This window comes from Bacillus sp. 7705b (assembly GCF_002289525.1).
In the GTDB taxonomy this organism is placed as follows: domain Bacteria; phylum Bacillota; class Bacilli; order Bacillales; family Bacillaceae; genus Bacillus; species Bacillus halotolerans.
Map to the genome: position 1 here is coordinate 53,717 of NZ_NSDH01000048.1, position 14,646 is coordinate 68,362.

A 14,646-nucleotide genomic window follows, 5' to 3' on the forward strand; every position below is an offset into this window, starting at 1 on the left:
TGCCTGAGCCCTTTGTCATCAAGGGTTTCGCCTCTCTATCTGAAAAAAAGACACCGATATTAGAAAATGATTATTGACAATATCTATCAATCTTTGGATTAATTGTATTAAGGTGTTATGAAATGGGGGGTTTTATGAAAAGAAGCCAATACAAGTTTTATTACAAACTCATCACGTTTTTTTGTTTACTCAGCACCATTCCCGTCATTTTGGTCGGTTTGTTTTCGTACGAGCACTCTCAGAAAACGGCCATCTCCAACGTTTCGGAGGAAAAACTCGACACACTCCAGCAGACCCAGCTAAGCATCGAGCACATCCTAAAAACCGTCGATCATTCTTTAACCCACTATGTGAGTTCGCCGCCTCTCCTCCGCACACTGTCCGAGCCTTTGCACTCTGACCAATTTCAAATCTATGACCAAGTGAACCAAGAGCTCAACTATTTGCAAAGCTTTGATACCGATTTGTCCAACATGACGCTTGTCAGCTATATGAAAAACTGGTACATGAACAATTCCGGTTTGTACCGCATGAATACGGACTCCCTTCATGAAGCAGCCGAGGCGTATTCGAAAAACAAAGCGAGCCGGTCCTATTGGACGCTGGAAAAAAATAACCGTTTGATCTCCACAAAGGAAGGCGCTTCAGAAAGCTGCCGGTATAATATCAATTTGATTAAGCAGCTCCCGCTGAACAGCACAAACACGAAGGGACTGGCAGCCGCAAGCATCCCAAGCTGTTCACTCGTTAAAAATATGCCTGATTATTCAAGCGCAAACAGCGTGTTTATCATTGATGAAAAAGGCCGAATCATCCTTCACAACAACATGTCTGATATAGGCGATTCTCTTCAAAACGACGATTTTGTCAAAAAAATGCTGGCGCAAAGCTCCAAAAGCGGCCAGTTTGAAACAGTCATTGACCGCATTCATTATAAAGTGACCTATCAAAAATCAGACTATAACACGTGGACTTATTTTTCTCTCGTTTCCCTGCCCGAACTAAAAAAAGAAGCCAAGTCGATCGGCTGGATCACCTTTACGGTATGTTTCGTTTTGTTAGCGCTTTCATTGTTATTCTCTTGGCTGGGCTCCCGTCATTTTTATAAGCCGATCCGGCTGCTTTATGAATCGTTTGCGCGGCACGGAGCCTTTCCAGAAAAACAGCCTCATCAAAACGAGTTTGAATTAATTGAGCAAAGCTTCAAACAGCTCAAAAACAGAAACGACGACCTTGAAGAAACAATGAGGCAGCAGGCCACTCATCTTCAGCAATATTTTATGGTCAGGCTTATGCTTGGAAAGCTGACGGATGAGGAGGTCAATAACCGCTTTGAAAGCCTCGGCTTAAAACAAAAATGGCGGCATCTCGCCCTGCTGGTGCTCCAAATTGACACGCTGAATCAAACACCGTATGAGAAAAAAGATATGGATCTGCTGTTGTTTGCCGTCAACAGCCTGATTGAGCGAAACATCCCCGCGGAAAAACGCCTCGCACCAGCGGTAGTTGATAAACAGCAGGCAACCATATTGATGAATGAGAGCGGAACAAAAGAGGAATTTATGGCCGAGCTGAATGATACTGCCCGGATGATTCAGGATACAGTTGAAGCTGAGCTGCACCTGTCTGTCAGCATCGGCGTCAGCCAGCCGTTTGATGCATTAGCAATGGCGAAAAACGCTTATGCGGAAGGCTTAGAAGCGTTAAAATACCGGCTGAAAGCAGAAAACAAATCGATAATCTTTTATGAAGACCTGGATCAGAAAAAAACGTTCAAAACCCATTTTCCGAAGCAGCTTCAGCATGAGCTGTTCGATGCTGTAAAAGCCGGCGACAAGGAGAAAGCAGACAAATGCCTGCACGCGATTTTACAGTCGATTTTTACACACAACACCAACCCGTACCAATTTCAGATCGCAATCGCCCGTTTTCTGAATCATGTCATTGAACTGATGCATGTACTCGGAATTGAACTATTTGAGCTTGAAGAAAACAAAATGCTGTATGACCAAATTTTTGAGCTGAAGACATTCGAGGATACTGAAAACTGGCTGAAGCAAGAATTCATTGATCCGATGACAAACAAAGTAAATGCCCGGGCCGATGCACAGTATAAAAATATTTCCGACAACATAATCCATATCATCCACCATGAGTTTGAATCCGATTTAACGCTGGACGAAATTGCCCGCAGGCTGCATTACAACCCGAACTACTTAAGCAGTATTTTCAAAAAAGAAATGGGCATTTCATTCAGCGAGTATGTCTCGAATTACCGCCACCATATGGCAAAAAGCTGGCTGGCTGAATCCGACATGGCGGTGAAAGACATAGCTGAAAAGCTCAAATACAAAAACTCGCAAAACTTTATCAGATCCTTTAAAAAGCTGGAAGGCATCACACCGGGCAACTACCGCCAGCAAAAAAGAAGCATATAAAAACCCAAAACCGCTAGTGCGTTTTGGGCTTTTTCAGTATCACTTTGTTTTTTTAAACGCTTCCTCGTATTCCTGAATAATCTGCTTTCCTCCGCTTGTTTCCCATTTTTCAACTTCTTTATCAAACTGGCTTTCTGTAATTTCTCCGATCATATATTTATAGGTGGCATCGTCTATCATTTTTTTCAGTTCATCTCCGCGCTCAGACTCCGCGGCGGAATACAAGCTCTCTGCCGGATTGGAGACGATGATGTTTTCATTGTCTTCCGTCAGCTCCTCGTACGCTGTCCGCAGCGGATCACCGGTGTTTTTTAAGTAGGCTTTATCAATGGCGATTAAGGCGGACAGCGGCTGAATATCAGTCTGCCAATCTTTTACCTGGCTTTCTTTTCTGGTGAATGTTTTGCCTTTTCCTTTATTGTAATGAACCCCGTCAATGCCGTATGTCATCAGGCTGTAGACGTCCTCTTCGGCTATTCGGTCAAAGAACGCCAAGATCCGTTTCAGCTCGGCTTCTGATTTCACACTCGTTTTCGGAAAAGCAAATACACCATTATGCCCTCCTGACGCCCATACACGCTCTTTTCCGTCAGGGCCTTTTATGCGGTTGATGATCTCCAGCTCCATTGATTTATCGGAGGCATTGTCACGCAAATTGACAGCGTCCACCATATTCCCGATATAGATGCCGGCCTTTCCTTGAGAAAACAGCTCCTGCTGCTGGGTTTTGCTTGTGACTGGAAAGTCTTTATTCATGTAGCCGTTATCACGCAGTTTTTTCATGTAATCCATTGTGTCTTTGTATTCTTTCGTCATGAAATCAGGTGTAAATGTGCCATTTGATTCCTTCCAGTCTGTCGGCATGCCTTCATATGAGCCAAGCGTCTTAAAAGCGCCGTAAATCAGATCATTTCGGTCAGTCAATCCGAATGTATCATCTTTTCCATCCTTGTCCGGGTCGTTCTCTGTAAACGCTTTGGCAACTTCATAAAGATCATCCAGCGTTTCCGGCGTTTTCAAATTCAAATTGTCCAGCCAGTCCTTCCGAATGACGATGCCTTGTCTCGAGAGGGGACGCTCTCTGTATATCCCGTAAAGCTTGCCATCGATTGTGACATTTTTATTAATGAGTTTATTCATCTTGTTTAAATTCGGATAATCTTTGATATAATCGCCGATTTCCCAGAACATTCCCGATCTGAAGGCATTCATGACAGACGAATTTTTAATGTCTTGAATCGTCACGATTTGCGGAAGATTGCCGGCTGCAAGCGCCGCATTCAGTCTGTCTTCTTTCACCGCATCAGGAACCCACGTGATGTCCAATTCTGTATTTGTCAGCTTCTCAATTTCTTTGATCGCCCTGTCTTTCGGCGGCTGCTGGTGATACAAAATCGCCATCATAGACAGCTTTACCTTTGAATCCGAGTCCGCCTTGCCTGATGATTGATCAGCTCCTTTACAGCCCGCCAGCACTCCTCCGAGAGCAAATACAAGCACAATCAGAAGCACCCTCCATTTGTTTCCCATCATATCCCTCCGTTTCATATTCTTTATCCTTTGACAGACCCCAGCAAAGCCCCTTTTGCAAAATGCTTTTGAATAAATGGATAGACCAGCAGAACCGGAATGGTCGCTACGACTATTACTGCCATTTTGATCGTTTGCTCAGGCGGCGGGCTGCCCGAGCCCATTTCCGACATATCCCCTTGTACCCCGCTTGATACAATAACGATTTGGCGCAAAAGCACCTGAATCGGCCACTTAGCTGAATCATTTAAGTACAAGATCGCCGTCATATACGTATTCCAGTACGTCACCGCATAAAACAGTGAAATCGTTGCGATCGCTGGAAGAGACAGCGGCAGCACAATTTTGAAGAAAATCCCCAAGTCATTGCAGCCGTCAATTTTTGCGGACTCTTCCAGGCTCGCCGGGATGTTTTGAAAGAAGTTTTTCAGAATGATCAAGTTAAAGGCATTAATCGCTGTCGGCAAAATAAGGGCCCAGTAAGAATCGAGCAATCCAAGCGATTTGACCACCAGGAAAGTCGGAATCATTCCGCCGCTGAAGAGCATCGTAAATACGACGAGAAACATGAGCGGCTGCCGCCCAATTAAGTCGCGGCGGGATAAACCGTAAGCCATCAATGAAGAAAGAAACATGCTGACCGCCGTGCCTACAACTGTCACAAACACAGAAACGAGCAAGCTTTTATAAATGATATCTGTCGAAAAAATGTAACGATAGGCATCGAGCGAAAAAGTGGTCGGTATTAAAATGAATTTTTTCGAAACCACTTCCTCTACTGTGGCAAAGGATGCCGCAATGACATGAATAAACGGAAGTACGCATATTAAAGCGAACATCAGCAAAAATCCGTAAATCAAAATATCAAACAGGCGATTTTTCAGTGAATGTGCGATCGTTCCCACCCCCTTTGTAAGCGTTGTCATTTTGTTAAAACGAGCTGCAGCATGTGACGATATCGTGTCTAAAATGTAGCAAATGTGTGATTGCCATGTCTATAATCATTTGAACACTGTCCCTTGCCCAGCGGCATCGGAATTGGCTTGTAACCGATCATAAAAGAAAAAGAGCATAATCTTAGAAAATGATTATGCTCTGTTATTGCCGTTCTCTTCCTCTTTCAGAAGCTCAGCGGTATTAATTTGAGGCACAAACCCAAGCTCCTGAACCGCGGATTCTATCGACCACGGCTTGCCGGGATTGTCAGAGACGGCGTAATAAGTGCCGTAACGGATATTCGTTTCAATGGCTGCTTTAAAAATCGACAGCAAGTCCGGGTGGGAAAGAAGCGTTTTTTTCGTCCGGTCGTTCTCATGCAGTGTATCCATTTCATCTGTGACGACCGTTCCGATTCGAAGGTTGATGACAGAGAGCTTATTTTCCAGATAAAACAGGTGGCCGATATGTTCCGAGGTCAGCTTTAGGACGCCGTATAGATTTTTTGACAGCGGATAATCGTCGATTGTGATTTCCCGCCCTAAGAGCGAACGCCCGTCTTTTTCGTACACATCTGTCACATGATTGCTGCTGGCGAAAACAACCTTTGAGATGCCGAGCTCTGCTGCCGCGCGGCACAAATAGTAGCTTGCTCTATAAAAAATATCCGTCATTTTTTCAAATTCAGCTGTGTCCATGACATCGTATTTGATTTTGACAGCGAGTAAGTTCACGATCACGTCTGTATCTCTCGGAATCTTTTTCAATAGATCATCATAGTTTGACGCGTCTGCCTGAATAGCGGGTGCTAAGCCCTCGTAACGGTCTTTATCCAGCACCGTCACCTCGTACTCAGACATAAGCCCTTTAGCCAATATCCTCCCAATCACACCATTTCCGCCGGCGATCAGCACTTTTCTCATATGTTCACTCCCCTTTTTTTATAGATTGCCCATTTTCGCCGGGGACGACACGTTTTCAGCATTCACATGGCTTCCTTTAGCCTTCATTAAAAAATAACCGGCAGCTCCATAAGCGCTCTAAAACCAATTAGCTTCCGGTATCGCACTTCAGAAACAGCGAGCTGCAGGCCGGGCATGCGCTGCAGAAGAGTGTTAATTGCAATTTTTGCTTCTAGCCGTGCCAGTGAGGAACCTATACAAATATGGTGGCCCTGTCCGAATGAAAGATGGGGATTAGGGCTTCTGGTGATATCGAACTCATTGGCATGCGCGAATACTTTTGGGTCTCGATTGGCAGCCCCCAGCAGAATATAGACATGCTCCCCTTGTCGAATCGTTACGCCATTCATTTCAATATCTTCTGACGCAACACGGGCTGTCATTTGTGTGGGACTTTCATAACGTAAACATTCCTCAACTGCGGTATGAATCAGAGCTGGGTTTTCTTTGAGCTGCAAAAGCTGTTCTTGATGCTGCAGCAGACATAGAATTGAGTTGCTGATGAGATTCACTGTTGTTTCATGTCCGGCGATCGCCAGCAATATACACGTTGATGCCACTTCCTCTTCCGTCAGCTTATCAGCCTGCTCTTCCTTCAGCAGCATGCTGACCACGTCATGCTGCGGTTTTTGTTTCCGTTTTTGAATAAGCTCTCTAAAATACCCCCTCATCTTTACAGTGATCTGATTGCCATCTGTTAACACCTTTCTTGATCGGGTAAAATCAATCGTTTGAACAAGGCTTGATGCCCACTCTTTAAATTGATCCCTTCCTTCTGCCGGCACACCTATGATCTTAGCTATAATGCTGCTTGCCAAAGGAAAAGCAAGGTCAGAAATCAGCTCCATCTTTTTTTCCCCTTGCACTTGATCAAGCAACTGATGGACAGTTTCATTTATAAATGGGCGATAGCCCTCTGTCATTCTCGGAGTAAATACGCCGCTGACCGGTAGACGCAGACGCCTATGATCAGGCTGATTCTGAAACAGCATCATCTGCTTCTGGACATGATTTAGATCCTTATATTTCATAGACGTCTCGGGCAGCGGGACACGTGTTTTGAATCTGGTATCTTTCAGAATTGCTGCCGCTTCCTCATATCCCGTGACATACCAGCCTGGATACTTCAAAACATTCCCTTTATATAAAGGGTGTGCAGAACGTAATGTGTCGTAATAAGGATAAGGGTTTTTAAAAAACGCAGAAGGTGTAAGTGAAATTGGAATTGTCATATGCTCCCTCTCATGATTCTGACATCATCATTTTGACTCTATAAAAATAAAAGCAATCGACATGACACCGATTGCTTCTATTCTTGCTTTCAGCTATTTGCACTTAAACTGGCTTTCATTTCTTCGACCGATTCTACTTCAAATCCTAAATCACTCAGCATTTTATGATCCTCCGTCTCCTCCTGTCCGGAAGTCGTTAAATAATCTCCGACAAAGATGGAGTTGGCGGCATACAGCCCCAATGGCTGCAATGAGCGGAGATTGACCTCTCTTCCACCAGAAATGCGGATTTCTTTTGACGGATTGATATAACGGAACAGCGCCAGCACTTTTAAACAATACAGCGGGTTTAATTCATTTACGCCTTCTAATGGTGTGCCGTCAATCGCATGCAAAAAATTCACCGGAATGGAATCGGCGTCAAGGGCTTTCAAGCTTTGTGCGATATCGATGACATCCCGTTTCGTTTCCTTCATCCCGATAATGGCGCCTGAACATGGAGACATGCCGGAGGTTTTTGCAATCTCAACCGTATTGACCCTGTCTTCGTACGTATGTGACGTGGTAATGTTTGAATGATTTCTCTGAGATGTATTGACATTATGATTATAGCGGTCTACTCCGGCTGCTTTCAGCCGTTTCGCCTGCTCCGGCTTTAGCAGTCCGAGACACGCACAAATTTTCAGCCCATACGTCTCTTTTATTTCCTGTACCGCTTCTACGACCTGATCGACCTCTCTGTTGGACGGCCCCCTGCCGCTTGCAACGATACAATATGTACCTATGTTCAAATCATGCGCCCGCTTTGCGCCTTCCAGAAGGGTTTCCTTATTCACCATCCGGTAACTCTCAATCGGCGCTTTTGAAATGGCAGACTGGGAACAATAGCCGCAATTTTCCGGACAGAGCCCTGATTTTGCATTCATAATCATATTGAGCTTTACTTTTTTTCCATAAAATCGTTTTCTGATGTGAAAAGCTCCATGCATCAAAAGCAAGATGTCTTCATCTGGACAGTTTAAAATCGAAAGCGCCTCTTCGTTGGTCACCTCTGCTCCGTCCAGCACCCGGTCTGCAAGTTCCATCCATTGATTCATTTTCATGCCCCCACTCGATTGATCAGTAATGATAAATCTATATGGTCCTTCACCATATCCTGAATCGTTTCTTTTGTTGTGTTTATCAGCTTTGGCGTCACTCCTAATAGCGGCACACCGCATAAGCTCTCAATCATTTCAGGATTGGTTTTTTCATCATGATCAGGAGAATCACTGATTCCATTGATGACGATTCCGGCGATTGGAAGACCCATGCTTTTGGCATATTGAACAGTTAAAAAGGTGTGATTAATCGTTCCAAGATGAGGGCGTGCCACAATAATCACTGGAAGCTGTAACGCTTTTATGACATGACTGACTAAAAAATCCTCTCCCAATGGCACAGAAATCCCGCCCGCACCTTCTACGATGAAGCAATCATGTTTTTCTCTTATCCGCTCCCAATGGCGTACGACCTCTTCCATTTTGACAGCCTTTCCCTCCAGCTTTCCTGCAACGTATGGAGCTAGCGGCTCTTTGAATGCAAAAGGCGTAATCTCTTCATGTGAAAGACTCGTTTGCGACATCTCTTTCAGCAGGTTTGTGTCGCTCTCTGGATGATGAGGGGAGATCCCGCTTAGAAATGGTTTAAATACTCCGACATCCATCTTATTTTCCCGCAATAAGGCTGCAAGACCGCAGGATATCACCGTTTTCCCCACTTCTGTATCTGTTCCGGTTACAAAAAAACCTCTCATGAAATGATGTTCAGCTCCTTTCCGATTGAACGAAATGCTTCCAGCAAATGATCAATATCCCTCATACTGTGCCCAGCAGTGATGGTTAATCGGATACGGCTTTCTCCTGGCGCAACGGTCGGCGGACGAATGGCAGGGGCATAGATTCCTTTGTCCTGCAGTTTTTCAGCAAACGTGACCGTTTTTCGGGTATCGCCGATGACCACCGGAATAATCGGTGTATGATGCCCCTTCACCACATAGCCCATGTGCTTCAGATTCGTTTTGATCATCTGGATATAAGAATATAAAAGCTGTCGTTTTTCCTTGCTGGCCTCCATGATGTCTAACGCCTCATGGGCAGCTGCACAGCTTGCCGGCGGAATAGCGGTTTGAAAGATAAACGTTCTGGCATGGTTCAGCAGAAAGTCGATGAATACCGCTGAACCTGCAGCGAATCCCCCTTCCGCTCCGGCAGCTTTGCTTAACGTGCCGATGACAATGTCAGGACAAACACCGAAATGTTCACTCGTCCCTCCTCCTGATTCTCCCAAAACACCTGTTGCATGCGCATCATCAACGATCACGTAAGCATTGCAGCTTTTAGCAAGAGAGATGATCTGATCAAGAGGGGCAATCGTGCCATCCATGCTGAATACCCCGTCTGTTACGATAAAACGGCGCTGGTACCGCTGTGTTTCTTTCAGTTTTTCTTCAAGATCAGCCATTTCGATATGGCGATAAATGACCGTATCAGCCTTAGACAGGCGGCAGCCATCGATGATACTTGCATGATTTAATTGATCACTTAAAATGACGTCCCCTTTTTCAGGTAACGAAGAAAGGACACCGACATTGGCTAAATAGCCGCTTGAAAACAGTAAAGCCGCTTCTGTCCGTTTAAAGCCGGCAATCTTTTTTTCGAGTTTTTCATGCCAGATCGAATTGCCCGTCGTTAAACGCGAGCCGGTGCTTCCTGCTCCAAATTGCTGCAGTGCTTCTTGAGCTGCAGAGATCAAGCGGTTATGGTTTGCGAGACCTAAATAATTGTTTGACGACCAGACCGTTTGATTTTTGCCATCAATCGTCACCTCCGGAATTGGAGGCCCATTCATTGTTCGCAGTGTACGGTATACGCCGGCTCCCTTCGCTTTGTCTAACCGGCGGCTTAACCAGCTGTCAATGCTCAAGGCTGGTTACCTCTTGGATTGCTTCTTTCATAATAGACACCATTGCTTCGAGCTCTTCAGCTGTGCTGGCAAGCGGAGGCAGAAATGCAATTACATCGCCGAGCGGTCGCGTCAGCATCCCGAGCTCTCTCATTTTCAAAGAAACTTTGTACCCCACTCGCCGATCAGCAGGATAAGGCCGTTTGGTTTCCTTTGACTGAACAAGCTCTGCGCCGCACATAAAGCCGAGCTGCCGAATATCCCCAACGTGAGGAAGTGCATGCAGGTCTTGAAGAAGTAAATGGAGCTTTTTACTTTTTTGCGCGACTTGTTCAACGATGTTTTCAGATTCAAATAATCTCAGGTTTTCAAGAGCAACCGCACAGCCAAGCTGATTTCCTGTATAGGAGTGACCGTGGAAAAAGGTTTTTTGTTCTTTGTAATCATCGTAGAATGCATGGTAGATGTCTTCGGTGGCAAAAGTGACAGCTATCGGCAAATAGCCTCCTGTAATGCCTTTGCCGGCAGCCATTAGATCAGGCTGAACATTTTCGTGCTCACATGCAAACATTTTCCCCGTACGCCCAAAACCAGTGGCAACTTCATCAACAATCATTAAGACATCGTAAGCTGTACAAAGCTCGCGCACACCTGCCAAGTATCCTTCCGGCATCACAATCATGCCGGATGCTCCTTGAACCATTGATTCAATCGAAAGTGCTGCAATTTCGTGATGGTGTTCCTTCAGCAGCTGTTCAAGCGCATAGAGACACTCATCACGGCTCTGCACAGGATCGCCGCTTTCAGAGCGGTATACATAAGGGATCGGAGCTTTATAACTATCAAACATTAACGGGCCATAGACGTGGTGGAACAGTTCAATTGAACCGACACTGACGGCACCGATCGTATCGCCGTGATACCCATTTTTCATTGCAATAAATTTTTGTTTCTCAGGCTTCCCGATGTTCTTCCAATATTGAAACGCCATTTTAAGAGCAATTTCCATCGCTTCTGCACCGCTGTCCGAATAAAAAACACGCGTCAGCTTCTCCGGACTGATCTCGATTAAGGTCTCGGCAAGTTCAGTCGCCGGAACGTTGGCCATGCCCAATAATGTGGAGTGAGCAATTTTGCCAAGCTGTTTTATGATGGCCTCATCTAATTCCTTTTTGCGGTGCCCGTGCACATTAAGCCAAACGGAAGAAAAGCCGTCATAATATTCCTTGCCGTTAATGTCTTTTACTTTGATTCCGTTGCCGCTTTCGATGATCAAGGGATGTTCATCATAGTCTTTCATTTGAGTAAAAGGCAGCCAAAGATGTTTTTTACTTTTTTCTATCAAATCTTGAGTCATCATCTTCCTCCCACTCTATCAAAATAGGCTGCTTCTCGAGATCATTTATGTATGTGTTTACATTTACAGAGCCGTCAGCAAAAAAGATTCGGCAGCCCTCTTCAGTCCCGTATTCTTTCATTGCTGTAATACGCTGATAGCCCAATTTTTTACCCGCGACGTAGCCTGTTATGTAATCAGGGTCATCTGACCAGCATAATTCTGCAACAGTTGCCGGATGCTCACTCACCTTTGAAGCAAGTGCAAGAGCCTCTTTTATTCTTGAATTGGACGGCATGTTATTGCGAAGCGCCCAATTTTCAAAATTGGCGTCTGGCCAATCCATTCTGGACACCCGCACACCTTTTTCGTGTGTTTGATCAATTCGTTTGCCAGTGTGAATATCAAACACCACCGCTCCCCTGATACCTGACCATTCAGACATTTGTTGATATGCTTTTTCAATCACTTTTCTTGGAACACCCGCTCTCTCCAATAAGAAACGGGCAAGACTTTGTCCCTCTTCCGGGGATTCCACTTCATTTGTCTTCATTGCTAATGGATGAATCGTCTTTACCGGCTCATGAACCTCTTCAAATTGAATTTGCATAAAATCCGGTTTTCCTCTAGAGTGAGATAACCCTTTTTCTAATAAGGCATTCACCGTACATTTCATATTATCGAACGTGATGAGCCGTTCTCCTCCGGATATATGCTTTCCTCCATCTTCGTGAGACCCATTCATAGAAGCTCTCATTCTGACACTGTAAAATGTTTCTTCTTGCATACCTTCTCGCCCTTTCAGCTTTGATTACAGAAGAAAGTATTCTATTTGTTAACCATTTATAAATTTAGGTTAACAAATAGAATACTATTATGTATACACAATTCTGTCAATATCAGAACGCCATTTCCTCATAAACAAAATCTATTTATCATGTATATTCCTGATAACTGTATTTCCACTAGAAAAAGAAGAGACGGGCAGATGCTCGCCTCCTTACCTGTTTAGAACCATTTCAGAAAAACACGTAAAGTCTGCCCTTTTTCACTGTCACAGCCACTTTTTCAAAAACTGCAGAGCTTCATGCCTCATCATAGCTGTTTCAAAATGCCCTGAAGCGGAGCGCACCATACGGTAACAATCAGAAGCCCCTTTTTCAGCATACAAAGCTGTTAATTCTTTTTCGATTTTGTTCACTCCCTCAGCGGGTGTTAGCCGATCATGTATGCCGGCAAGACTAAGATGCGGTCGCGGTGCGATCAGGCTTTGGATATCTGATGCAGAAAAGTGCTTGGCAAGAGACGGAACGTAATAATAAAAGCCATGCCGGTCAAGGTTCTGTGTTTCAATCAGTACATGATGGTCAACCTGACTGCATAAATCCGCACATGCCTTAATCCGTTCATCAAGCGCCGCTGTCCACCAAGCCATCAAGCCCCCCATAGACATGCCGATCGTTCCGATTCTGTCAGGCTGAATATCAGGGCGGCTCTGCACATAATCAATGGCTCTTATACTGTCGTAAATCATCATGCCCCACATCACCCTGCCCGTCAGAAGCATCTCTTTAAAAATCTCGCTTTCTGATTTTCCCCGTCTGTCTCCAAATCCCCAATGGTCGATTGCCAATACGCCATATCCGAGAGAAGTCAGCTCCCGAGCAAAAGAAGGCGCTTTCAAATAATCCGCTCCCTCAAGCAGTTCACTTTTTCCCCGTTCATACTGCCCGCCATGCGAATGCTGAAATAATATAACCGGGCACCGTCCTTTTGCGGCTTTCGGCTTCACAAAATATGCAGGCACCTTTTCAAGCCCATTTATATCAAGCAGCAGCGTTTCAATTATATATCCCTCTTTTTCCTCAATACGCAGCGTTTCCGCCCCCGTATGCTTCCGATCAGGTAAATCACCAAGCAATCGAAACAGCAGCTCTCTTTTTTCGTTACTCATCCCATCACCCTTCCTTCTTCGCTTATCTTCAATGTACGAGACGGATTTGTTATTCCCTTTATTTTTCACACAGTATATAGAAACAAAAATCGTAGTTTACTAAACTTTTACTAAATATAACAAAATATTCTGAAATTCATTATTGTAACCGCTTACTTTCATATGATAGTATCAATTTATCAAAAACGTATGAGTAAAATATTTCTTTTATTTTAGTAAATCTCATTCAAATGAAAGGGAGTAACCATGGTTCGTATAAAAGATATCGCCTTAAAAGCGAACGTTTCAAATGCTACTGTTTCGAGAATTTTAAATGAAGATCATTCGCTTTCTGTGGCTGGTGAAACGAGACAAAGAGTGATCAGTATCGCTGAAGAGCTAGGCTATCAAACTGTCGCTAAACGCCGAAAAGCCCGCGGACAAAAACAGCGCGCCCAGCCGCTTATCGGGGTGCTGAGCTGCTTATCTCCCGATGAAGAACGGCAGGATCCTTATTTTTCTTCTATTCGCAAAGGAATTGAAAAAGAATGCTTTGAACAGGAAATTTTCATTACAAACTCCATCCATCTCGGTTCCTTCCAGGAGCATATTTTTCGGGAATTAGACGGTATCATTGTTATCGGCCGTGTCCATGACGAAGCCGTTCAACATATCAGCGGCCGATTGGAGCATGCCGTATTTATCAATCATTCTCCCGATCCGCAGATATACGACTCGATTGGGATTGATTTTGAAGCCGCCGCACGCCAGGCAATTGATCACCTTTTCGATTTAGGTTACCAACGATTAGGCTATATCGGCGGGCAGGAGAAGGAGCATACACTGAGGGACGGCCAAAGCATTCGCAGAACAATTGAGGACAAACGCCAGACTGCCTTTTTGCAGTCCGCCCATCCTCAGCCTGAACACGTCCTGGTCGGCGATTACAGCATGCGCGAGGGCTATCGCCTGATGAAAAAAGCCATCACTCAAGGCAAGCTGCCTGAAGCCTTTTTTATCGCAAGTGATTCTATGGCCATCGGCGCATTGAAAGCACTTCGGGAAGCCGATCTGCATGTGCCGCGGGATACAGCCATTGTCAGCTTTAACGGCATTGAAGAGGCCGAGTTTGCCAGCACACCTTTAACCACGGTGAAAGTGCATACAGAGGAAATGGGCCGCACAGGCGTAAAACAGCTTCTCGACCGCTTTAACGGCCGAACAATTCCTCATCAAGTCACCCTGCCGACAACACTGATCATCAGGCAAAGCTGCGGATACACAGCTAAGGAGGTGACGCAAGACAAACGTTCATCAAGATCATAAGGAGGAAAAG

General features: G+C 44.9%; 12 protein-coding genes. 2 read left to right on the forward strand and 10 right to left on the reverse strand.

Features of this window, described 5'->3' with window-relative positions; all coding sequences use genetic code 11:
* The first annotated feature begins 122 nt into the window (after positions 1-122).
* The gene (locus CJU60_RS18295; protein ID WP_095714546.1) at positions 123-2,438 is read left to right on the forward strand and encodes a helix-turn-helix domain-containing protein; all 2,316 of its coding nucleotides are present in this window, start codon (positions 123-125) and stop codon (positions 2,436-2,438) included.
* A gap of 39 nt (positions 2,439-2,477) precedes the next feature.
* Here the strand turns inward: CJU60_RS18295 and CJU60_RS18300 are convergent, their stop codons facing one another.
* The 10 genes from CJU60_RS18300 to CJU60_RS18345 all read right to left on the reverse strand — a co-directional run bounded on the left by CJU60_RS18300 (position 2,478) and on the right by CJU60_RS18345 (position 13,331).
* Positions 2,478-3,968, reverse strand: coding sequence for an extracellular solute-binding protein (locus CJU60_RS18300; RefSeq protein WP_024122547.1), 1,491 nt, complete (start codon positions 3,966-3,968; stop codon positions 2,478-2,480).
* 23 nt (positions 3,969-3,991) lie between these two features.
* Positions 3,992-4,852, reverse strand: coding sequence for a carbohydrate ABC transporter permease (locus tag CJU60_RS18305; RefSeq protein ID WP_081638357.1), 861 nt, complete (start codon positions 4,850-4,852; stop codon positions 3,992-3,994).
* A 204-nt stretch (positions 4,853-5,056) separates the two neighbouring features.
* Positions 5,057-5,827 (reverse strand): NAD-dependent epimerase/dehydratase family protein, encoded by a 771-nt coding sequence (locus CJU60_RS18310; protein ID WP_095714547.1) that lies wholly within the window; start codon positions 5,825-5,827, stop codon positions 5,057-5,059.
* Between the two features lie 86 nt (positions 5,828-5,913).
* On the reverse strand, positions 5,914-7,098 hold the full coding sequence (gene bioI, locus CJU60_RS18315) for a biotin biosynthesis cytochrome P450 (protein ID WP_095714548.1): 1,185 nt from the start codon (positions 7,096-7,098) through the stop codon (positions 5,914-5,916).
* Positions 7,099-7,187: 89 nt separating this feature from the next.
* A complete protein-coding gene (bioB, locus tag CJU60_RS18320) occupies positions 7,188-8,195 on the reverse strand; it encodes a biotin synthase BioB (RefSeq protein WP_095714549.1) in 1,008 nt (335 codons plus the stop codon).
* A 2-nt stretch (positions 8,196-8,197) separates the two neighbouring features.
* The gene (gene bioD / locus CJU60_RS18325) at positions 8,198-8,893 is read right to left on the reverse strand and encodes a dethiobiotin synthase (protein ID WP_095714550.1); all 696 of its coding nucleotides are present in this window, start codon (positions 8,891-8,893) and stop codon (positions 8,198-8,200) included.
* Positions 8,890-10,062 (reverse strand): 8-amino-7-oxononanoate synthase, encoded by a 1,173-nt coding sequence (gene bioF, locus CJU60_RS18330; protein ID WP_095714551.1) that lies wholly within the window; start codon positions 10,060-10,062, stop codon positions 8,890-8,892. The genes bioD and bioF overlap by 4 nt, the downstream gene beginning before the upstream one ends.
* The gene (gene bioA / locus CJU60_RS18335) at positions 10,052-11,398 is read right to left on the reverse strand and encodes an adenosylmethionine--8-amino-7-oxononanoate transaminase (protein ID WP_095714552.1); all 1,347 of its coding nucleotides are present in this window, start codon (positions 11,396-11,398) and stop codon (positions 10,052-10,054) included. The genes bioF and bioA overlap by 11 nt, the downstream gene beginning before the upstream one ends.
* The gene (bioW, locus tag CJU60_RS18340) at positions 11,370-12,164 is read right to left on the reverse strand and encodes a 6-carboxyhexanoate--CoA ligase (protein WP_095714553.1); all 795 of its coding nucleotides are present in this window, start codon (positions 12,162-12,164) and stop codon (positions 11,370-11,372) included. The genes bioA and bioW overlap by 29 nt, the downstream gene beginning before the upstream one ends.
* A 267-nt stretch (positions 12,165-12,431) precedes the next feature.
* The gene (locus CJU60_RS18345) at positions 12,432-13,331 is read right to left on the reverse strand and encodes a dienelactone hydrolase family protein (protein ID WP_095714554.1); all 900 of its coding nucleotides are present in this window, start codon (positions 13,329-13,331) and stop codon (positions 12,432-12,434) included.
* Positions 13,332-13,577: 246 nt separating this feature from the next.
* Here CJU60_RS18345 and CJU60_RS18350 point away from each other — a divergent pair, with 246 nt between their 5' ends.
* Positions 13,578-14,636, forward strand: a complete 1,059-nt coding sequence (locus CJU60_RS18350) for a LacI family DNA-binding transcriptional regulator (RefSeq protein WP_024122556.1) — start codon at positions 13,578-13,580, stop codon at positions 14,634-14,636.
* Positions 14,637-14,646: the final 10 nt, after the last annotated feature.

Bases quoted from the DNA above. Each gene is read 5' to 3' on its own strand.
- CJU60_RS18295 (WP_095714546.1), top strand. From the start codon at position 123: ATGGGGGGTTTTATGAAAAGAAGCCAATACAAGTTTTATTACAAACTC.
- CJU60_RS18300 (WP_024122547.1), bottom strand. From the start codon at position 3,968: ATGGGAAACAAATGGAGGGTGCTTCTGATTGTGCTTGTATTTGCTCTC.
- CJU60_RS18310 (WP_095714547.1), bottom strand. From the start codon at position 5,827: ATGAGAAAAGTGCTGATCGCCGGCGGAAATGGTGTGATTGGGAGGATA.
- bioI (WP_095714548.1), bottom strand. From the start codon at position 7,098: ATGACAATTCCAATTTCACTTACACCTTCTGCGTTTTTTAAAAACCCT.
- bioB (WP_095714549.1), bottom strand. From the start codon at position 8,195: ATGAATCAATGGATGGAACTTGCAGACCGGGTGCTGGACGGAGCAGAG.
- bioD (WP_095714550.1), bottom strand. From the start codon at position 8,893: ATGAGAGGTTTTTTTGTAACCGGAACAGATACAGAAGTGGGGAAAACG.
- bioA (WP_095714552.1), bottom strand. From the start codon at position 11,398: ATGACTCAAGATTTGATAGAAAAAAGTAAAAAACATCTTTGGCTGCCT.
- bioW (WP_095714553.1), bottom strand. From the start codon at position 12,164: ATGCAAGAAGAAACATTTTACAGTGTCAGAATGAGAGCTTCTATGAAT.
- CJU60_RS18345 (WP_095714554.1), bottom strand. From the start codon at position 13,331: ATGAGTAACGAAAAAAGAGAGCTGCTGTTTCGATTGCTTGGTGATTTA.
- CJU60_RS18350 (WP_024122556.1), top strand. From the start codon at position 13,578: ATGGTTCGTATAAAAGATATCGCCTTAAAAGCGAACGTTTCAAATGCT.